The organism is Pseudomaricurvus sp. ABR4_320 (assembly GCF_056159445.1).
Map to the genome: position 1 here is coordinate 376,756 of NZ_JBSWVF010000006.1, position 20,886 is coordinate 397,641.

General features: G+C 50.1%; 19 protein-coding genes and 1 pseudogene. 15 read left to right on the forward strand and 5 right to left on the reverse strand.

Features of this window, described 5'->3' with window-relative positions; translation table 11 throughout:
• The first annotated feature begins 71 nt into the window (after nt 1–71).
• Entirely contained in the window at nt 72–1,655 is a 1,584-nt protein-coding gene (gene gshA / locus ACXAFR_RS15130) for a glutamate--cysteine ligase (protein WP_475178328.1), read from the forward strand.
• A gap of 14 nt (nt 1,656–1,669) precedes the next feature.
• Nucleotides 1,670–2,305: an acyl carrier protein phosphodiesterase gene (locus ACXAFR_RS15135; protein WP_475178331.1), complete on the forward strand. Its 636-nt coding sequence runs from the start codon at nt 1,670–1,672 to the stop codon at nt 2,303–2,305.
• A 31-nt stretch (nt 2,306–2,336) separates the two neighbouring features.
• Here the strand turns inward: ACXAFR_RS15135 and ACXAFR_RS15140 are convergent, their stop codons facing one another.
• Nucleotides 2,337–3,197, reverse strand: coding sequence for an HDOD domain-containing protein (locus ACXAFR_RS15140; protein ID WP_475178334.1), 861 nt, complete (start codon nt 3,195–3,197; stop codon nt 2,337–2,339).
• Between the two features lie 220 nt (nt 3,198–3,417).
• Here ACXAFR_RS15140 and ACXAFR_RS15145 point away from each other — a divergent pair, with 220 nt between their 5' ends.
• Entirely contained in the window at nt 3,418–4,611 is a 1,194-nt protein-coding gene (locus tag ACXAFR_RS15145) for a class I SAM-dependent rRNA methyltransferase (protein ID WP_475178337.1), read from the forward strand.
• On the opposite strand, the gene ACXAFR_RS15150 is transcribed toward ACXAFR_RS15145, so the two are convergent.
• Together ACXAFR_RS15150 and ACXAFR_RS15155 are read right to left on the reverse strand one after the other, a co-directional pair.
• Nucleotides 4,582–5,736: an imelysin family protein gene (locus tag ACXAFR_RS15150; RefSeq protein WP_475178340.1), complete on the reverse strand. Its 1,155-nt coding sequence runs from the start codon at nt 5,734–5,736 to the stop codon at nt 4,582–4,584. The two genes, ACXAFR_RS15145 and ACXAFR_RS15150, sit on opposite strands and share 30 nt — an antisense overlap.
• Nucleotides 5,737–5,745: 9 nt before the next feature.
• A complete protein-coding gene (locus ACXAFR_RS15155; protein ID WP_475178342.1) occupies nt 5,746–6,414 on the reverse strand; it encodes a histidinol-phosphatase in 669 nt (222 codons plus the stop codon).
• A gap of 198 nt (nt 6,415–6,612) precedes the next feature.
• Here ACXAFR_RS15155 and rppH point away from each other — a divergent pair, with 198 nt between their 5' ends.
• Nucleotides 6,613–7,146, forward strand: coding sequence for an RNA pyrophosphohydrolase (gene rppH / locus ACXAFR_RS15160; RefSeq protein ID WP_475178343.1), 534 nt, complete (start codon nt 6,613–6,615; stop codon nt 7,144–7,146).
• Complete coding sequence (gene ptsP, locus ACXAFR_RS15165; protein ID WP_475178346.1) at nt 7,139–9,409, forward strand: phosphoenolpyruvate--protein phosphotransferase; 2,271 nt, start codon at nt 7,139–7,141, stop codon at nt 9,407–9,409. Before rppH ends, ptsP begins: the two co-directional genes overlap by 8 nt.
• On the opposite strand, the gene ACXAFR_RS15170 is transcribed toward ptsP, so the two are convergent.
• Nucleotides 9,366–10,178 (reverse strand): NRDE family protein, encoded by an 813-nt coding sequence (locus ACXAFR_RS15170; RefSeq protein ID WP_475178347.1) that lies wholly within the window; start codon nt 10,176–10,178, stop codon nt 9,366–9,368. The genes ptsP and ACXAFR_RS15170 overlap by 44 nt on opposite strands.
• A 168-nt stretch (nt 10,179–10,346) precedes the next feature.
• On the opposite strand from ACXAFR_RS15170, the gene ACXAFR_RS15175 reads away from it, so the two are divergent.
• From ACXAFR_RS15175 to ACXAFR_RS15220, 10 genes are all read left to right on the forward strand, one after another.
• Nucleotides 10,347–11,171 (forward strand): sulfite exporter TauE/SafE family protein, encoded by an 825-nt coding sequence (locus ACXAFR_RS15175; protein WP_475178350.1) that lies wholly within the window; start codon nt 10,347–10,349, stop codon nt 11,169–11,171.
• Between the two features lie 87 nt (nt 11,172–11,258).
• Nucleotides 11,259–12,113 (forward strand): prolipoprotein diacylglyceryl transferase, encoded by an 855-nt coding sequence (gene lgt, locus ACXAFR_RS15180; RefSeq protein ID WP_475178352.1) that lies wholly within the window; start codon nt 11,259–11,261, stop codon nt 12,111–12,113.
• Nucleotides 12,110–12,943, forward strand: a complete 834-nt coding sequence (locus ACXAFR_RS15185) for a thymidylate synthase (protein WP_475178354.1) — start codon at nt 12,110–12,112, stop codon at nt 12,941–12,943. The genes lgt and ACXAFR_RS15185 overlap by 4 nt, the downstream gene beginning before the upstream one ends.
• Complete coding sequence (locus tag ACXAFR_RS15190) at nt 12,943–13,464, forward strand: dihydrofolate reductase (RefSeq protein ID WP_475178357.1); 522 nt, start codon at nt 12,943–12,945, stop codon at nt 13,462–13,464. The genes ACXAFR_RS15185 and ACXAFR_RS15190 overlap by 1 nt, the downstream gene beginning before the upstream one ends.
• A gap of 311 nt (nt 13,465–13,775) precedes the next feature.
• A complete protein-coding gene (locus ACXAFR_RS15195; protein WP_475178358.1) occupies nt 13,776–14,561 on the forward strand; it encodes a DUF3450 domain-containing protein in 786 nt (261 codons plus the stop codon).
• Complete coding sequence (locus ACXAFR_RS15200) at nt 14,558–15,943, forward strand: MotA/TolQ/ExbB proton channel family protein (protein WP_475178361.1); 1,386 nt, start codon at nt 14,558–14,560, stop codon at nt 15,941–15,943. The genes ACXAFR_RS15195 and ACXAFR_RS15200 overlap by 4 nt, the downstream gene beginning before the upstream one ends.
• A gap of 13 nt (nt 15,944–15,956) precedes the next feature.
• Entirely contained in the window at nt 15,957–16,484 is a 528-nt protein-coding gene (locus ACXAFR_RS15205) for a MotA/TolQ/ExbB proton channel family protein (protein ID WP_475178362.1), read from the forward strand.
• Nucleotides 16,485–16,527: 43 nt separating this feature from the next.
• On the forward strand, nt 16,528–16,932 hold the full coding sequence (locus ACXAFR_RS15210; RefSeq protein ID WP_475178364.1) for an ExbD/TolR family protein: 405 nt from the start codon (nt 16,528–16,530) through the stop codon (nt 16,930–16,932).
• A 6-nt stretch (nt 16,933–16,938) separates the two neighbouring features.
• Nucleotides 16,939–17,568: an energy transducer TonB gene (locus ACXAFR_RS15215; protein WP_475178366.1), complete on the forward strand. Its 630-nt coding sequence runs from the start codon at nt 16,939–16,941 to the stop codon at nt 17,566–17,568.
• 12 nt (nt 17,569–17,580) lie between these two features.
• Entirely contained in the window at nt 17,581–18,930 is a 1,350-nt protein-coding gene (locus tag ACXAFR_RS15220; protein ID WP_475178367.1) for a tetratricopeptide repeat protein, read from the forward strand.
• 102 nt (nt 18,931–19,032) lie between these two features.
• Here ACXAFR_RS15220 and ilvD read toward each other — a convergent pair.
• Nucleotides 19,033–20,799, reverse strand: a pseudogene (gene ilvD / locus ACXAFR_RS15225) (dihydroxy-acid dehydratase); the annotation flags it as partial.
• Nucleotides 20,800–20,886: the final 87 nt, after the last annotated feature.

Consider the following 20,886-nt stretch of genomic DNA (forward strand, 5'->3'; position numbering starts at 1 on the left):
TGGTGGTCTCCTGCCCACTCGAGTACACTGGCGCCGCTAACTCTTCGTTACCCACTGTACGGAAGCCTGCTGTGTCAATATTGAGTGCTCGCCTGGCGGTTCTGCAGGAATCCGCCAATCAGTCCCTTCTTCACCTCACTCGAGGGCTGGAAAAAGAAAGTTTACGTGTCACCTCAGAGGGGCATCTGGCACAGACGCCTCACCCGCCTTCACTCGGTTCAGCGCTGACTCATTCAGCGATCACGACCGATTACAGTGAGTCTTTACTGGAATTCATCACTCAACCAGTCAGTAGTGTCAGACAGTTACTGCAGGAGCTGGAAGATATTCATCGGTACACCTATGAAAATCTGAACGGCGAGTTCCTCTGGGGAGCAAGCATGCCTTGTTTGTTAGGTGCAGACGCGGAAATTCCGGTTGGTCGTTATGGCACGTCTAACCCCGGCAAGATGAAAACCATTTATCGTGAAGGGCTGGGCGTTCGTTATGGCAGAGCCATGCAAACCATTGCGGGTATTCACTACAATTTTTCGATTAATGATGAATTTTGGGAGTACTGGTTTTCCCGAGAGGCGGTAGCGGAAACACTGCAGGATTATAAGAACCGGCGATATTTTGATCTAATTCGTAATTTCCGTCGCTACTTCTGGTTGCTGCTATATTTCTTCGGCGCGTCTCCAGCGGTGTGTTCCAGCTTTGTAAAGGGGCGAAGTCACAGTCTGCTCGCTTTCGATGAAGGCGGGCTGAGTTCTTATCTGCCCCATGCGACCTCTTTGCGTATGGGAGATCTTGGTTACCAGAGTAACGCTCAGTCGTCCTTGGTTGTGTCTTACAACGATCTCGATAGCTATGTTCAGACACTCTGCTCTGCCATCACACAGCCCCATGAAGATTATGTACGCAAGGGTTTGCGGGACGCTAATGGTGATTATCAACAGTTGAACACCAGTCTCTTGCAGATTGAAAACGAATTCTATTCAACTATTAGACCCAAGAGGGCCAGTGAATCGGGTGAGACAGCGCTGAATGCGCTTTTCGAGCGTGGTGTCGATTATGTCGAGGTTCGCTGTGTGGATATCAATCCCTATGAGCCCCTTGGCATTACGGCTGAACAGATCCATTTTATGGATGTGTTTTTGGTGTACTGCTTGTTGAGTGAGAGCCCCAAAACCGACGCGGATAAGTATTTCCGAGCCCTGGAAAATCAACGCCGGGTGGTGAACTACGGGCGAGACCCTGAGGTGAGATTGCTCAGTGCCGTCGGGGAGCAGTCACTGTTTCAATGGGGCAATGCCTTGCTTGACGAAATGTCGTGTGTCGCTTGTGCTCTGGATGCCAGTCATAACACCCGTGACTTTTCATCGGCGCTTAAGGCCCAGAAAGAAAAGCTGAGTCATCCTGAATTGACGCCATCGGCCCGTATTCTCGCTGATATGCGTTCCACCAATGAGACCTTTTTCGAGTTTGCACTTCACCAGTCCCTTGCTCACAGCCGCCATTTTCATGGTTGTCCTTTGCCTCGAGATCGGTTTGAAGCTATGGCGAAATCCGCTGAAGAGTCTCTGCAAAAGCAGAGGGATTTGGAGGCCTCTCCGCAGGTGGATTTTGAAGATTATCTGGATAATTACTACGGTCAGTATATGTGCTGCCAATAGGCGGTTACAGGTTCGTGAATTTTCTTGGGCATTTGTATGTTTCAGGCGCCCAGCTGGACTGGCAGTTGGGGGGCTTCCTCGGCGATTTTGTCAAAGGTCCGTTGCAGAGCTCGCAGCATGAACACTATGAAAACTGGTCTGATGGAGTTATAGAAGGGATCAAACTTCATCGTTTGCTGGATCAGCAGGTCGACGCCCTACCTGAATTGCAAGACGTAAAAAAGTACTTGTCCGCCGCTGAGAAACGCGTCGGCGGAATTGTGACCGATTTGCTGTTGGATCATTTTCTCAGTCGCCATTGGGGCGATTATTGTACGATGCCCTTAGATGCATTTACGGCCAGGTTTTACCACTTTGGCACTGAACATTATTCGGTGTTGCCTCCATCCGCTCAGAGTTTCCTCAGTCATGCATCTCGCAATGATCTACTGGCAAGTTACGGAAGCCGAGACCGGGTTATCGATGTTCTCGGATCTATAGAGCGGCGATTTCGCCATCCTCTGCCGGTTGTCTCAGCAGGCCATCAGCTCTTCGCGGTTTTGGATGAGGTTGAGTCCACGTTTCCGGCGGTTTTTGATCGTACTATCGAGATGGCGCTCGATGCCTATCCAGACAGGATCGATCAGAGTTTGTGGGTCGCGCGCGCGTAAGGGCCAATTCCTCCGAGAAGTGGTTGGCGGACTAGCTCATGCCAAGACCTTGTTCATTGACTTGAGTTTGTAGATTCGCAAAGTCGTAGTCGCTGAGACCAAAATGGAAGAGGAGCATTTCTCCATGCTTTTCCCATTCCCAGTCGGCTTCACTTTCTCCAAGGTAGTGTGGTAAGGCGCAAATGTGCTCTGCCATTTTGAGCACGGCAATCAAATTGTGCTTGCGAGTCGCTGTATCCTTATCGATAAATGCGCGATCCAGTGAGTGATGATCATGTACGGCCCGACAAATATAATCTGGCAGTTTCCACGATTTGCAGACGTAATAGCCAATAACCGCATGATTGGTTTTGAACGTTTCGTTTTCGAGGTCGACAAGGCGATCTGAATCCGTTTGATAGGCTTTTTGCAGCACATCCAAATAGTGCTCGAATCGCTTCATAAGTAACGGCACGCCACAATTGTGGAAGAGTCCTAAGGTGTAGGCCTCATCCGGGCTGTCCAGCTGAATTTGCTTGGCGAGAAACGACGCGACCAGTGCCACTTCCATTGAGCTATCCCAGAACTTTCCGAGAGCGACGATATCGCCATCAGACAATTCGCCTTTGATTGACACTGCATTTACCAAATTTATAACAGAATTGATGCCCAGTAAGTTGACGCCCTGTAGAATTGAAGTGACTTGGCTGCGCATACCAAAAGCGGCTGAATTGATGATTTTTAGAATGCTTCCCGATAAGCCCGCGTCCTGACTGATCAATTTTGCCATAGCGGCAATGTCGCAATCCGGCTGCATTTGTTCCATCTGCAAGTCAACCAGAATCTGTGGTTGAGGTGGAATGGTTATACCTTGCAGTAGACGGCTGATGTTGTCGTGTTCGAGTTCGCTCATACTCAATCCGATAATCCATTGGCAACGCTTTGTAGCGAGCGGGTATCTATTGTGTATCCGACAAAGAACTGCTTTTCGTCGCTGTTGCTGGTCTGTGGTGATCACCATTTATGATGGCACCAGAGGCGCAGCCACATAGACTTGAGTTTAGGTGAAGTCCGGGTTCTCGGACCTCCTATTCAACGATAATTTTTAGATTTTGCTCGATTGGATGAAAAACATGCCAGCTTCGGAACTTCCCGTTCTTTACATAAAGCCCAAAGCAGATTTTCGGTTGAGGCGTGGACACCCTTGGATCTATTCCAACGAGGTGGACGTAGAGCGCTCTCCTTTAAAAGGGATGGAGGCCGGTGGCCAAGTATTGGTCCAAGGGGCTGGCGGGATGACTTTTGGTGTCGCCCTGGTCAGCCCAAATAACTTGATCTGTGCAAGGTTGTTGAGCCGTAACGACGAAGATCGTTTCTCGCCTGAATGGCTGCAGGCGCGCATATTGAGTGCGCTATCCTGGCGGGAGCGCTGCTATGAAAAATCGTGTTATCGGTTAATTTATGGTGACAGTGACGGCCTGCCGGGTTTGGTCGTCGATCGCTACGGTGATTACCTTTCCGTCCAAATTTCTACTGTCGGTATGGAAAATCGTAAGTCAGTGATTATAGATGCACTGCAGGCTGTGCTGGCGCCTCGGGCGATCGTTTTGCGCAACGATCACAGCTCCCGCCAATTGGAGGGTATGGAAGAATACAATGAAGTGATTGGCGAGCTGCCGGATCGAATTGCGTTGGTCGAAAATGGTACTTACTTTCAGATCCCGCTACTCGAAGGTCAAAAGACTGGGTGGTTTTATGATCACCGTGATAATCGCCGACGTGTCCAAGGTTTATCTCAGGGAGCCAGAGTTCTCGATGTTTTCAGTTATTTTGGCGGTTGGGGTCTGCAGGCGGCATCTGCTGGCGCCCGTGACGTTACTCTGATTGACGCCTCTGGCTTGGCGCTCGATGTTGCCGCTGAGAATGCCTCGGCTCAAGGTGTTGCTGATCGAGTGACTTTTAAGGTTGGGAAGGCTGTAGATTGTTTAAAAGAACTCGCGGCAGAAGGGCGCCAGTTTGATATTGTCATTCTGGATCCTCCGGCGTTTATTAAGCGCCGTAAAGATCAAAAGAAGGGGGAGGCGGCCTATCGGCATATTAATGATCTTGGTATTCGGCTCGTCGCACCGGGCGGCGTATTGGTTTCTGCATCTTGTTCCATGCACTTGCCCAATGAGCGACTGGGCGACATAGTCGCAGCCTGTGGACATAAATCTCAGCGTTCGATGCAGTGGATTGCTCGTGGTGGTCAGGGCGCAGATCATCCAATTCACCCAGCAATTCCGGAGACGGACTATTTAAAGGCCCTCTTCTCTCGAATTGATTGATGTTGCCAGTGGATCCAATATCAAAATAATTTCGGCAAGTGCATCTCGGTAAGCCTGGGGGGGAGGCTGCAAATCGGAACTAGGCGTATTTTCCAAAGCAACTTTAGCCTTTGACAAATGACGGGCGACTCGTTGCAGTTCGTCAGCGGTTAATAGAGCCTGACCTAAGGTTGAAGGTTCCGCGGTTGTTGGGGGGACAAACAGGAGATGTTGCAGTGAGTCCCTTTGTCTTGCTCGCAGGTCACCCAAATGACCTGCGAAAGGTTGGTGCTCTGTGTCATCTCCGGCGACCATATCCTGTAAAAGAGCGACCAGGCCGCCGCGCCAGAATTCGACCTGACTATTGTTCCCCAGGGACTGATACTCGGACACCATGGTGCTGCCAGGTTGCGTCATACGCTCTTCGAGTTGTTTGGCGTCGTTTAACAAAAGCTCTGATTGCAGGTGTAATGCTGTACTTCGGCGGCTGGCGGGAAGGTCTACAATGGAGAGTTCGGCCTGCTTCTGCGCAGGTGTAAGCTCGGGGGGTATAAAGTCCTCAGCGCCTCGATTGCTGTCTTCTCCCCAGAGCAAATACTCCATGCCATGAAGACCCAGGACAACTTCACTGCTGTCTGTCAGTCCGTGTTGTTCCCGCAAGGTTGCAGCATTCATTGGTAGCGTAAGATCATTGATGATGCCGCTGTGGGTATAGATGCCAAAGGCGTCTAAGTAGCCCGGTGATACTGGCCACTGCTCTAAGAGGAAAAAATAACCGGGAATCTGTCGTACGATTTGAGGATTGTGCCTGCCCGCATAGAACAGTGGATAAAGCTGCAGTAGCTCGTTGTGGGTTCGGTGCCAGGCATTGCGAGCGCTGTTTAGACCAGCACCACTCGGTCGCTGCAAAAAGGACACAATGGTTTCGTGAAGGTTTTCGCTTGCGTTGACCAGCTGTTCTGCCGCGCTAACGCTATAGTGCCAGGGGTAGTCGCCGGCGTGGCTGGGGTGAGCCGTCTGTTTAGGGGGGGGTTGATTTCCCGGAACGCCGCTGCGAAGGTTTTCTGGGGATGGAGATTCCCCAGATGGGGGCGTACAGGCGCCCAGGGTAAAAAGGATCGACGTTATCCAGAGTCTTCGCCACATAACTCAAAATTATCGCAGACTAATAACCGGCCAGCCTTTTTCGATGGCAACGCTCTCCAGCTGCGGATCTGGATCCACAGCAATTGGGTTATCTACCCAGTCGAGAAGAGGTAAGTCATTGATTGAATCGCTATAGAAGGTTGCGCCGCTGTTGGTCCCACGATAGCCATAGTGTTCAGCGTCTTTTAACCAGCTTTCCAATCTTTCTATCTTTCCTTCGCGAAAACAAGGTGTGCCAGTGATTCGCCCAGTATAGCGATTATCCGTGAGCTCTGTCTGTGTTGCCAGAAGGTGATCTACACCCAATTTTTCAGCTATAGGGGTCGTGATGAAATCGTTGGTAGAGGTGATGATTAAAAGGTAATCACCTTCATTTTTGTGTTTTTTCAGTAGATCTATCGCTTTTGGCAGGATTAAAGGACTAATAACTTCCTCTAAGAACTGGTTTCGGTAGGACAGAAGGTCTTCCATTGAGTGGGCGGCCAAAGGGGCAAGAGAAAACTCCAAATACGCTTGTAGATCTAGCTGGCCATTTTCATAGTCCCGGTAGAATTGGTCGTTTGCCTTACGGTAGGCTTCTGCATCAACCAGTCCATGGGTGACCATAAATTCACCCCAGCCGTGGTCACTATCACCACCGATCAAGGTGTTATCCAGGTCAAAAATCGCGAGACTCAAGGGTATATTGCTCCAGATGCCAGAAATTCCGTTGTAGGATAACCCAGATGCCGGGAAAGTGTTACGAAGGAGTCACACAAAAGCGAGATCTGTGGTATATAGCTTGTAAGTCCTTGCCTGCATTGATGAACTTTCCGAGAGTGTGGAACAATGATCGGCTAGAGCAGGCAGCAAGAAAGATAATTCTGGAGTGCTTTGGTGATTGATCCTGATGGTTTCAGACCCAACGTCGGCATTGTGCTGACCAATACCCGCGGACAGGTGTTCTGGGCGCGTCGTATTGGTGGTCAGAATGCCTGGCAGTTTCCTCAGGGGGGTATCCAGAAAAATGAAAGCCCGCAACAAGCGTTGTTTCGGGAGCTGAAAGAAGAGGTCGGCTTAAACAAGCGCGACGTTTCAATTCTTGCCTGTACTCGAGGGTGGTTACACTATCGGCTTCCGAAGCGGCTCCTGCGCCATGGTTCCTCTCCTTTGTGTATCGGTCAAAAGCAAAAATGGTTTTTGTTACAGCTGCTGTCAGATGAATCAGAGATCTGCTTGAGTAACGGCGGCCCTGCGGAATTCGATCGTTGGCGTTGGGTCAGTTATTGGTATCCGCTGGATAAAGTGGTGGCATTTAAGCGGGATGTTTATCGGCGCGCAATGCGTGAACTTGCGCCAACTCACAGCGATCATGAAAACCGCCATTGGCAACTTGGAGGCAGTACGGGGGATAGCGCGTCTAATGCTTAATTCTCTGCGCAGCTTAGTTCAGGAAGTCAATTCAGCGCGGGATCTACCGGCGGCACTGAACATTATTGTGCACCGGGTCAAAATTGTTATGAAAACCAATGTCTGTTCCGTCTATTTGAGGGATGGGCAAGGTAATTTTCTTTTGATGGCCACCGACGGACTCAATGACACGTCAGTCGGGCAGGTCAGTCTGGCTGCAGGTGAAGGTCTGGTGGGGATGGTTGCTCTGAGAGAAGAGCCCATAAACCTTGAACGGGCAATGGACCATCCTAATTATCAATATTTCGAAGCCACGGGAGAAGAGCGCTACAGTTCTTTTCTCGGCGTTCCGATCATCCATCAGCGAGAGGTGCTGGGGGTGCTCGTTATTCAGCAAATTGAGCGCCGTAAGTTTGATGAGGGTGAAGAGGCTTTTCTGGTAACTACCTCTGCCCAGCTCTCAGGCGTGATCGCTCACGCGGAGGCGACGGGCGCATTGAAGCGCATGGGTCGCAATGCTCAGGAGGCCCGTTTTCGAGGAGTCGCTGGCGCTCCAGGTGTCGCTATTGGGAAGGCTGTTGTCGTTTCTCCAGCTGCAGATCTTCGCGGTGTGCCGTATCAAACCTGTGACAATGTTGATATTGAGCTGGATTTCTTCAATGACTGCCTGAGTAAGGCCCGGGACGACGTCCGTGCCTTGAGCGAAAATCTGGAATCGCGTCTAAATGCCCAAGAGCGTGCTCTTTTTGATGCCTATATCGCCATGTTGGATGACGCGTCGCTCGGTGGCGAAGTAACTGAGCGAATTCGCCAGGGATTGGGTGCCGCTTACGCCTGGAGTGAAGTGATTCTCGAACACGAGCGCAACTTCAGCAGTATGAGCGATGCTTACCTGCGAGAGCGGGCAGCCGATGTGCGGGATTTGGGGCGCCGCGTATTGGCATATTTGCAGGAATCTAACCAGAAGAGCCGTGTTTTCCCTAAAAATGCCGTTCTTGTCGGTGAGGAATTAACCGCTTCAATGCTGGGAGAGATCCCCCGGGACAGTTTGGTGGGATTGGTATCTGTGCAGGGGTCGGGCAATTCTCATGTTGCAATTCTTGCTCGAGCTATGGGGTTGCCCACTGTTATGGGCGCAGTCGATCTTCCTTTTATACAGTTAGAAGGGCGCGAGGTTATCGTAGACGGCTATCGGGGTGCGATTTATACCGATCCCGGTCCAAACCTACGGCGACAGTACGATGGTATTCGCGCCGAAGAGCAAGAGCTGGTTAAGGGGCTCGAAGCTCTTCGGGATCTGCCCTGTGAAACTCCGGATAAGCATCGAGTCCCGCTCTGGGTTAATACTGGGCTGCTTGCGGACGTGGTACGCTCTTTGGAACGTGGCGCAGAAGGTGTTGGCCTTTACCGCACAGAAATTCCTTTTCTATTACGTGATCGTTTCCCCAGTGAGGAAGAGCAGCGTCTGATTTACCGGGAGCAGTTAGAGGCCTTTGCACCTCACACCGTAACCATGCGTACGCTTGATATCGGCGGTGATAAATCCCTGCCGTATTTTCCTATTGAAGAGCAGAATCCGTTTCTCGGCTGGCGAGGGATTCGAATTACCCTGGATCATCCAGAGATTTTTCTCGGTCAGGTTAGGGCGATGCTTAAAGCCAGTGAGCATTTGAACAATATGCGGATTATGTTGCCGATGGTGGCGAGCATATCTGAACTCGAAGCGGCAAAAAGTTTGATTTATCGCGCTTATCACGAGTTATCTGAAGAAGGTTATAAGTTAGAGCTACCCCCAATCGGCGTAATGATCGAAGTTCCCGCTGCCGTGTATCAGGCCCGCGAAATCGCCGCGCGTTCGGATTTTCTCTCGGTGGGCAGTAATGATTTAACACAGTACTTACTTGCGGTTGATCGCAATAATCCACGTGTCGCCGATCTCTACCAAGCATATCATCCCGCAGTGTTGCGGGCCCTTAATCAAATCGTTCGGGATGGTCACAGTCAGGGCGCAAGCGTCGGGATTTGTGGTGAGTTGGCCGGCGATCCGGCCGCAGCCGTCCTGTTAATGGCCATGGGATTTGATGTCTTGTCGATGAACGCCACGAATTTGCCGAAGGTTAAAAAAGTCATTCGTGGTGTCACTCTCGAGCAGGCTGAAGAAGTCCTCGCCGAGGTGATGTTGCAGGAAGATGCCGAGTCCGTAAACCGTTGCCTGGAAGAGTTTATGGAGAAAGGTGGCTTTACGCGGTTGCTGGGATTGCGCTCAACAAAGACGTCGAAGTAATTTGTTGACGGCGTTGATCTATAGGCTCGCCTTTAGCGTTGTATTCTCGTTCGATAAAGGTAATTTCGTTATTGGTGTCGAAAAATACCAGTGTTGACGAGCGCGTTCCATAGCGCCCCATAGAAATAAATCTGGGTGACAGCTTCCATTCCGTCATCAGGTCAACACCCGTATTTGGCAATTGATGTAGCTCGGCTTTCTTCCTGTCGGATAATACTGTCCATAAACTGTCTGCTAGCTCATCAAGGCTCAAGCGGTTGCCGGTTAGTAGCTGGATAATTTCCATCTTGCCACGCTGAATTTTCGCCCAAGGGGCGTCCATGAGACCGTTGCTTAGACCCACGATACCGGGTGAAATGGGTGCCCAGCCATTGTTCGGATTTCGATTGCAAAACCATTGTAGATGGTTGGCATCACCGAGAATAAGATTAAAGCCAGCGTACTGTGTTGCATTGAGTTGAATATCTGCACTGGCTGTCGCCAGGTCGCGTTTCATTGATAGGTAAGGCAATATAAGTTCGCCCCGAGAGGATGATCTAAGCGGAGGGCGACGTGATTCTCGGAAATTAGTAACAGCGCCAAATCTTCCTTCATGGTTGACTCCCATCCATGTCCCGCCTGCCTGCAGGTCTCTCCCTGCGAATACACCAGGTTTATCTGGCCAATAGTGAGCAGACAAGGTTGGGCGCGAAAAATACTCGTCTCGATTGGCTGCGATGATCAGAGGGAAATCTGGGTGTTGGTGAAGAGCCGCGAAAATTAAGCACATGGCGATATTATGATCAATGCATTGAATTGAATGGATTGAATCATCAACCTGTTACCACAAAAAGACAGGTTTTCAGAGGGAGGGCGCCATTGGCCGAGCTCCCTAGTGTTTGGTTGGGAGACGGGGCATAATGCGGGCCCGCAGTAGATATCGCCGGATAACGTCATTTTGCTTTCCCTTTTTCTTATTTTTGCCATGGTCGGCGTCATCGCCGGGTTAATTGCAGGGCTGTTTGGGCTCGGTGGAGGGGTCATCATGGTCCCTGCGCTGATTTATACTTTCGGCATCATTGGTGTCGGTTCTGAGGTGTCCACCCACCTCGCGATCGGAACATCTCTGGCCTGTATCGTTTTTACGGCTTCAATGGCAACCTGGACCCATTGGCAGAAGCATGCTGTCGAGTGGCCTTTACTGAAATGGCTTGTACCAGGTGTTGTTATTGGCGCTGCGCTTGGGGGAAAGATTGCCGTTTTCTTAAATGGGGTTGAGCTGAGGATTGCCTTCGCCATCTTTCTGATCGCCATTGCGTTAAAAATGTTATTTACCATCCCGGCCGGCCAGGCCCGAGCGATCAGTGCCTGGGTGTTGTCATCCGTGGCAGTTGTTATCGGGGCAATTTCGTCTCTCTTCGGCGTTGGCGGTGGTGCGATGACGGTACCGTTTTTGAGATCATTTGGAACACCCATGGCCCGAGCTGTGGCGACGGGGGCGGCGCTTGGTTTGCCTCTGGCAATTTCTGGTAGCATGGCGTACATCTATCAGGGGTGGGGGCGTGAGGGGTTGCCAGAGGGCGCCGTCGGTTTCGTCTTTTTACCTGCTGCATTGGGTATGTTGATCTGCAGTGTCCCCACCTCGAGACTTGGCGCTCAACTCGCTCATAAATTGCCTGGCGAAAAATTACAGCGGGCTTTCGCGATCATTATGCTGGTAATTGCATCAGAATTGTTGGTCAGTGGCGTGATTACGCTTATAGGTCAATCAGGGGCTTCCTAAGAAATCGAGGCAAGTAGGTCCTTATTTACAATGAATCAATTATGCAGATGACGTTTGGCGCGTCTGCAAAACTTTGTGTCGGGAGTTATGGTTACTTATCCAACGATTGATCCTATTGCATTTAGTCTTGGGCCGTTTGAGGTTTTGGGGAAAACCCTTGGCCCATTAGAGGTTCATTGGTACGGCATTATGTACTTGCTGGCCTTTGCCGCCGCCTGGGGTTTGGCAATGTGGCGTTGTCGGCGTCCGGATTCGCCTGTCCGTCAAGAGCAAATAGAAGATCTCGTCGTCTATGGTGCGCTGGGCGTCGTGCTGGGCGGTCGACTTGGTTATGTCTTCTTTTACCAGGCGGACCGCTTTGTAGAGGATCCTCTCTGGCTGTTCCGAGTCTGGGAAGGTGGGATGTCATTCCATGGCGGCATGCTCGGTGTTATTTTCGCGATGTGGTTATTCGCGTGGAGGAATCGAATTCGCTTCTTCGCGGTTACCGATTTTGTGGCTCCTCTGGTGCCTCTTGGCTTGGGCTTTGGCCGGCTTGGGAACTTTATCGGCCAGGAGCTTTGGGGACGTGCCGCAGATGTACCCTGGGCAATGATATTCCCTAAGGATCCTTTGCAAATTCCGCGTCACCCTTCGCAGCTGTATCAGGCCTTTTTTGAGGGGCTGCTATTGTTTGCCATTCTCTATTTGTTTTCATCTCGGCCGCGCCCCAGTAAAGCGGTTAGTGGATTATTCCTACTTCTCTACGGTGCCTTCCGTTTTGGTGTTGAGTTCTTCCGTGAGCCAGATGCTCACATAGGATTTGACGCCCTCGGCTGGTTAACTCGTGGCCAATTACTTTCTTTACCGATGATCCTTCTTGGTGCCATTTTACTGGTTTTAGCCTACAAACATCCGCACCAAAATGATGCGCGTGTTACACAACCCGGGAGCAACGATTGAAACAGTATCTGGAACTTTTGCAGGATGTATATGCGAACGGTAAGGAAAAGTCTGATCGCACTGGTACGGGAACCCGGAGCGTTTTTGTTCGGCAGTTTCGTCATGATCTGCGGGATGGATTTCCGCTTCTGACGACAAAGAAAATGCATTTTAAGAGTATCGTTAATGAGCTGATTTGGTTTCTCAACGGCGATACAAATGTCAGATGGCTCAATGAACACGGGGTGTCCATTTGGGATGAGTGGGCAACATCTAGCGGCGATCTGGGTCCGATTTACGGCAAGCAGTGGACCGATTGGCCCACTGCAGACGGTGGCTCAGTAAACCAGATTGATTACGTGGTGAACTGCCTCAAACATAAACCTGACAGCCGAAGAATTCTGTTTCATGGTTGGAACGTTGAGTATCTTCCAGATGAATCCATGTCGCCTCAGGAAAATGTCGAGGCGGGGCGCATGGCACTGCCTCCTTGTCACCTTTTATATCAATTTTACGTCGCAGATGGTGAATTATCGGCGCAATTGTATATTCGCAGTTCGGACACCTTTTTAGGTCTGCCCTATAATACAGCAAGCTTGGCGCTTTTGACCCATATGTTGGCACAACAATGTGGCCTTCGGCCTGCTGAGATCATAGTCACGACAGGTGACACTCATATTTATTCAAATCATTACGAGCAAGTTGAGCGACAATTAGCTCGCTCGCCTCGTCCTTTGCCGGAGCTTCAAATTCGTCGTCTACCAGACTCCATTTACGAATATCAGTTTGATGATTTTGTACTGGAAGGATACGACCCTCATCCCGGTATTGTTGCGCCGGTGGCTGTCTAATGTCTGCACCAGCCGGGCCTCGCGTAGCCTTGATCGTGGCGCGGGCTGACAACGGAATTATTGGTTGTGACAACCAGCTGCCGTGGCGTCTGCCCGAGGATTTGCGGTATTTTAAACGGGTGACTATGGGGAAGCCCGTGATCATGGGGCGCAATACGTTTGAGTCCATAGGGTTTCCCTTGAAAGGAAGAGTTAATTACGTACTTACTCGACAACCCAATTGGAACAACTCAGGCGTTGTTGTGGTCAGTAACCTTTGTGATGCGATTTCAGAGGCGGGAAAATCTGGCGCAAACGAGATTATGATCATCGGTGGCACGCAGATTTATCATTCCGGTCTACCTCTTGCTAATCGCATTTACCTGACTGAGGTTCACGACGATTTCACTGGGGATGCCAGCTTCCCGGATCTAGATCCGGAGGAATGGCAGGAAGTCAGTCGAAAGGATGAGGTTGATCGCGACAGCGGTCTCGCTTACTCCTTTGTTACCTTGGACAGGGTGCGTAAACCTCACCAATAGGGTTATTGTTGGTGAGATTGCGCGAGCGGAGAATGTGTCTGAAAGGAGTGTAAATTCCTGAATTCGCCTCTCTCTGAGTCGTGTTACTTTTTGACTCAGGGAGTTCGTTCGGTCTGTTACTTTTCGTTATAGACCTTTGAAGGAGGCGGGTGGAAGGCAGATTAACCGTTGAATGTTTGTGGTCCCTAGTATTAAATTGCGAATCTCTGACTGTCGTTATTCGACAAAAGTCTAGATATAGCGGGATGCGTTTTTAACAACAAACCGCAATAAATATTTTGATTTATTGATTGTACCCATTCGGGGGATTTATGAAGAAGCAGCGACTGTTGGCTGTGGCTGTGTCCACGGCGCTTTCTGCTGGTGTGCTTTTTACAAGTGCAGTCCAAGCAGATCCAACCTTAGACGCAATTTTTAAGGTTGGCGAAGAAAAAGTTAAAATTGCACAAGACTCGCAAGAAAAAATCGATAACATCGCCGAGCAAACCACCAGCCTTCTTAATGACTTTAAAGTCGTTAACAAGCAAATCGAAGGTCTCCGTATTTATAACTCTCAGCTTGAAAAGCAAATCGCTGGTCAGCTGGAAGTTATCAATGATCTTGAAGAATCCATCGAAAATGTCACCGTCATCGAGCGTCAGATTCAGCCAATGATTCTAAAGATGCTGGATGCGCTTCAGCAGTTTGTCGCGCTGGATGTTCCCTTTCACATGGACGAGCGTGAAGAGCGTTTGGAAATGTTGAGAAATAGTCAGGAGCGTTCGGACATTTCTGTCGCTGAGAAATTCCGTCAGGTATTGGAAGCGTACAAAATTGAGTCTGAGTATGGCCGTAAGATCGACGCTTACGAAGACACTCTGGAAATCGGCGGTCAAGAACGTGAAGTCAATGTTTTGCGTGTCGGACGTGTTGCTTTGATGTATCAGACTAAAGACACTGAAATGTCTGGTGTTTGGGATCAGAAAGCACGCACTTGGACCGAATTGGACTCTGGTGAATACCGCAGCGCGATTCTTAAAGGTTTGCGCATCGCCAAGAAACAAGCGTCCATTGAAGTTATGAATATGCCGATTCCGGCGCCGGAGGCTGCTCAATGAAATCTAGTACAATCCGTAATGTCGTTATTGCCGCTGCATTGGGCCTAGGCGGCAGCTTGAATGTTTTTGCTCAGGACGCGGATCAAGCAAAATCTCTCGACCAATTGCTGGACATGGTCAAGCAAAGCAAGGTTGCAGAGACTGCAGAGCACCGTCAGCGTGAAGCTGAATTTATTCAGCAAAAAGCGAATCAGCAAGAATTGTTGAATCAGGCTCAGCAAACCAAAGCCGATGAAGAAGCTCGCTCTGAAGAGCTGGAGCAAACTTACGCTGATCAAGAGTTGGAAGTTGAAGCAAAACGCAAACAATACCAGGAGCGTCTGGGTTCACTGAAAGAACTCTTTGGCCACCTGACCTCCACAGCGGGTGATTTGCGTACCAATTTGGCAACCTCTATTGTTTCTGCTCAATATCCTGGTCGTGCAGAATTCTTAGACCAGCTGATCGACAAGATGAACAGCAACACTCGTTTGCCAACCATCGAAGAAATTGAGCGTCTTTGGTACGAGATTCAGCGCGAGACTATTGAGGGCGGTAAAATCGTCAAGTTTAGCGGTACCGTTGTTAAGCCCAACGGTGAGCAAACGCCTCAAGACGTCGTACGTATCGGTAACTTCCAGTTGTTGTCTGACGGTAAGTACCTTGAATTTCTGCCTTCAAACGAAAAAATGGCAGAGTTGACTCGTCAGCCTTCCTCCAGCCTGTTGTCTGCCGCATCACAGCTGCAGTCAGCAACCGATGGCTTTACTAAAGTTGGTATCGACCCTACCGGACCAAGTGGCGGCTCTTTCCTGGCTGCGTTGATTAACAGTCCTTCTTTGGTTGAACGTTGGCATCAGGGCGGCATCGTCGGTTACATCATTACCGGTGTCGGTGTCTTCGCCATCTTGCTGGCTCTGTGGAGATTCATTGTTCTGACAACAATCAGCGCCAAGGTTTCTTCTCAGTTGAAATCCAGCTCTGCCAATACCAACAACCCCTTGGGTCGTGTATTGAAAGTTGCGGAAGATAACCGTGGTCTCGATGGCGAATCTCTCGAGCTCAAGCTTGAAGAGGCTGTCCTTAAAGAGCGTCCAGCCATTGAGTCGGGTCTGAATCTGTTGAAAATTATCTCAATGGTTGCTCCCCTGCTGGGTCTGCTTGGTACCGTTACCGGTATGATCATTACCTTCCAGGCGATCACGATCTTTGGTGCCGGTGACCCGAAAGCGATGGCTGGCGGTATTTCTGGTGCTCTTGTAACGACAGTATTGGGTCTGGTTGTTGCGATTCCTACCGTGCTTTTGCATACCGTAGTGAACGGTCGCGCCAAGCGTGTTCTCCATATTCTTGACGAACAGTCTGCGGGTCTCGTAGCCGAAAACGTCGAGTCCGGCAAGTAATAGGAGAATTCGAATGTTGGCATTGATGGACGCGCTCGCTGCTGTTGTGGCCTTTATGGACCAGGGCGGGATGGTGCTGTACCTCATCGCTGCGTTGACATTCGTGATGTGGACTCTGATTTTTGAGCGAATCTGGTACTTTCACAGTGGCCTCAAAAAAGAAGTTCAAGGCGCGTTGGATACGTGGGAGGCACGGCCCGAGCGTAAATCCTGGGGCGCACACAAAGTCCGTCAGGCACTGATTTCTCGGGTTTCCGAGAAAGTCAGTGTCAACATGGACATGATTGCGACCCTGGTTGCTCTTGCCCCGCTGTTTGGTCTTCTGGGCACGGTTACTGGAATGATTGACGTCTTTACTGTTTTAGCGCTTACCGGTGGTGGCGATGCTAAAGCGATGGCTGGAGGGGTTTCGAAAGCAACCATTCCAACTATGGCGGGCATGGTTGCTGCTCTTTCTGGAGTATTTGGTAACACTTACGTTACTCGTACTGCAGAGCGCGAAAACCAGTTGTTGGCTGATCATTTGACAATGGACCATTAAAGCTCGAACTGACTGACCTAACCTGAGATTTTGAGAAAGTACTATGGCTAGAAAAAGTAGTTCGGCGGAGAATGATCAGAATACGATAGACCTTACGCCAATGTTGGACGTGGTCTTCATTATGTTGATTTTCTTTATCGTCACGGCGTCCTTTATTAAGGAAACCGGTATCGAAGTAAATCGACCTGAAGCCACCACGGCAATCTTGAAAAAGAATGCCAACATCTTGGTCGCGGTAAATGCAAACAATGAAGTCTGGATTGACAAAAACCGCGTGGATATCCGCGCGGTGAAAGGCAATATCGAGAGACTGTTTGCAGAGAACCCTAAAGGTGCTGTTGTGATTCAGGCTGATGACGAAGCTGATATCGAAACGCTGACCAAAGTGGCGGAAGCCGCAAGGGAAGCGGGTGTCACTGACGTCTCCGTCTCAACCGAGAAGAAATAAAACGTTATGAGTGTAGCAAGAGTCTTATTAGCCGGTGTACTGGCTGCGGCTACAACGTTCGCTTTGGTGTTTCTCATGCAATTATTGATTGCAGCGAATACCAAAGCGCCGGAAGAGGCAGAAGAGCGTAAAGTTGCAGACATTCTTATGCCTCAGCGTGAGATTGAAACCCAGTACGAAACGCAAAAACCTGATAAGCCTGAAGAGCCAGAGCAGCCACCACCAGACATGCCTGAGCCTGAGTTTGAGCAGCCGGATGTTAATCCTGATTCGATTAACATGGCGGCGCCCAGAGCCAAGCCAGACATTAACGTGGGCGGGATTAATCTTGGATCGGATGGTGAATATCTGCCAATCGTTAAGGTTCAACCACAATATCCATCTCGTGCGTTGAGTCGAGGCATAGAAGGTTACGCGATTGTTGAATTTACTGTGACGACGAACGGGTCAGTTCGTGATCCGGTTACCGTTGAAGGTATGGCCGGTCGCAACGGAAATCTGTCGCCTTCAACCATTTTCAACAGCGCTGCCGAGAAAGCTGCTCTCAAGTTTAAGTACAAGCCACGAGTGATCGATGGTGAGGCAGTGGAAGTGCCAGGTGTTCGCAATAAGATTACCTTTGCGATCGCTGAATAAGAGGTGAAGCTGATGAGCAAAACAAACTCCTTTTTAACACGGATAATTGGTCGCTCTCTGGTCGCCATTCCTCTAGGTCTGTCCCCGGTATTTCTGGGGCAGGCGTTGGAAGGTGCTGGCATCACCGGTTTTGTTAGCAAAGCCTATGCTCAAGATGAAGAAGAGCAGGCGGCACCAAAATACAAAACCAAGAAGACCTATTCACTGCGCCAGAATGTCTTTAAGGACTTTGCCGATGTGCAGGAAGCCACTGATGCAAATGAGTGGCCTACGGCGTTGGAAGTTCTTAAGAAGCTGGAAAGTAGCAAGGCTGAAAAATATACCAGTTATGAAAAGGCCAATTTATACAACTATTTTGGCTGGGTGTATTACTCCCTCGAGAATTATGACGAGGCGATTCGCTACTACAAAATGCTGCTCGAGGAAGAAGAGCTTAGTGAAGCCTTAGAGCTTGGCACGCTTTATACCTTGGCGCAGCTGTTGTTTGTGCAGGAAGACTACAAAGGTGCCGTTGGTTACCTTGAACGTTGGATGGAGCTTCAGCCGATCAAAGGGTCTGATGCATACGTTCTACTGGCTCAAGGTTACTACCAGTTAGGTGATATGGATAAAGCGATGGAGAACATCGACATCGCTGTTGAGCAGTACGAGAGCAAGGATAAGGTTCCTAAAGAGAACTGGTATTCTTTGCAACGGGCTGTTTATTATGAGAAGGGCGATAACCAGACGGTTATCGAAATTCTTATTAAGATGATTCGTCATTATCCTAAAACAACCTACTGGAAGCAGTTGGCAGGTTTGTACGGAGCGGTTGAGGAAGAAAGTAAGCAGCTTTACAGCATGGAGACTGTTTACTTGATGGGGGGGCTTTCGGATGAGAAAGAGCTTCTTAACCTCGCTTATCTGTATCTCGGAAAAGAAGTACCTTATAAGTCAGCCAAGGTACTTGAGAAAGGCATTGAGTCGGGTCAAATTGAAAAGACTTCGAAAAACCTGGAAACCTTAGCAACAGCGTGGCGCTTGGCACAGAACGTCAAGAAGTCTATTCCCTATATGGAGCAGGCTGCGTCAAAAGCTGAAGACGGTAACTTGTATGCTCGTCTTGCCGGTGTGTATTTGGATAGCGATCAAAATGAGAAAGCTATTGAAGCAGGTACTCAGGCAAACAAGCGTGGCAAAATCAAGCGTCCTGATCAGTTGCAGATCGTGTTAGGCATGGCGAATGTCAACCTGCGTAATTACGATGCGGCGATTGAAGCCTTCGAAAAGGCTGCAAAGGATGAGCGTAGTAAGAAGTTCGCCTTGCAGTGGATCGACTTTGCTAAGAATGAAAAACAGAGAGAGGATGCATTGAAAAGCTAAGCGCTTTTAGAGCATATTTATTTCTGTTTGTTCATAATAAAAAACCCCCGAAATCTCCGATCTCGGGGGTTTTTTATTGGTGGAGGCAATCTAGCTTCTTGATTAATCAAGTTTAGATAGATCGCGAACCGCTCCCTTGTCTGCACTGGTGGCTAGCATTGCGTAGGCTTTGAGTGCCGCACTAACTCTACGAGGGCGAGGTTTTTCTGGTTTCCAGCCTTTCTCATCTTGAATTCGTCTGCGTTCAGTCAGCTCGTCGTCGCCCACCAAAAGCTCGATAGAGCGATTGGGAATATCGATGCGAATTTTATCACCCTGCTGTACCAGCCCTATGATTCCGCCAGCCGCAGCTTCGGGGGACGCATGGCCGATTGAAAGACCTGAGGTTCCTCCTGAAAAGCGTCCGTCAGTCAGCAACGCGCAGGCTTTCCCCAAGCCTTTAGATTTCAGGTATGACGTTGGGTAAAGCATCTCCTGCATACCAGGTCCACCTCTTGGCCCTTCGTAGCGGACGATGACAACGTCTTCCGCTTTAACCTTGTCTTCGAGAATGTTGGCTACAGCTTCATCTTGGGATTCTGTTACATGGGCATTGCCTTCGAATACCAGGATAGAGTCATCAACCCCTGCGGTTTTGACGACACAGCCATCTTGCGCAAGATTGCCGTAAAGGATCGCAAGTCCGCCGTCTTTGCTAAAGGCGTGTTCAAGAGAACGAATACAGCCCTCTGCGCGATCTCCATCGAGTGACGGCCAGCGTGTAGACTGGCTGAAAGCAACTTGGGTTGGAATGCCGGCCGGCCCGGCGCGATAGAACTCCTGAACCGTTTCATCCGATGATCGGACGATATCCCAGGTATCGAGCGCCTCGCCAAGGGTTGCGCTATGCACGGTCGGAACATCGATATGCAAAAGGCCTGCGCGGTCCAGCTCGCCTAAAATGCCCATAATGCCGCCTGCGCGGTGAACATCCTCAATATGGTATTTTTGGGTATTCGGGGCGACTTTGCAGAGCTGAGGTACTTTACGTGACAAGCGGTCGATATCTTTTAACGTAAAATCGAGCTCAGCTTCCTGGGCGATGGCGAGCAGGTGTAGAATCGTATTGGTCGAACCACCCATGGCAATATCGAGCGACATGCTGTTTTCGAACGCTTTATAGCCGCCGATATTTCTTGGCAGCACACTGTCATCGTCTTGCTCGTAATAGCGTTTCGCCAAATCGACAATCAATCGACCCGCCCGCAAAAACAGCTCTTTGCGATCGGAATGGGTTGCGACGACGGTGCCGTTTCCGGGTAGTGATAAGCCCAGTGCTTCGGTCAGGCAATTCATTGAATTGGCGGTAAACATGCCGGAACAGGATCCACATGTCGGGCAGGCACTGCGCTCAATCTCACTGACTTGTTCGTCGGTATAACTGTCGTCCGCGGCGACCACCATGGCATCAATTAAATCCAGCTTATTTTCTGAAAGCTTGGTCTTGCCGGCTTCCATTGGCCCGCCAGAGACAAAAACGACGGGAATATTGAGTCGCATCGCAGCCATCAACATTCCGGGGGTGATTTTGTCGCAGTTCGAAATACACACCAGAGCGTCGGCACAGTGAGCATTCACCATATATTCGACGGAGTCAGCAATAATATCTCTTGAGGGAAGGCTGTAGAGCATGCCGTCATGCCCCATGGCGATGCCGTCATCAACGGCAATGGTATTGAATTCTTTGGCAACTCCGCCGGCACTTTCGATCTCTCGGGCAACCATTTGTCCAAGGTCTTTCAGGTGGACGTGACCGGGTACGAATTGTGTGAACGAGTTGGCAATGGCAATGATGGGCTTATGAAAGTCGTCATCTTTCATGCCGGTAGCGGGGGGGGGGGGGGGGGGGGGGGGGGGGGGGGGGGGGGGGGGGGGGGGGGGGGGGGGGGGAGGGGGAAGGAGAAGAGGGGAGGGGGG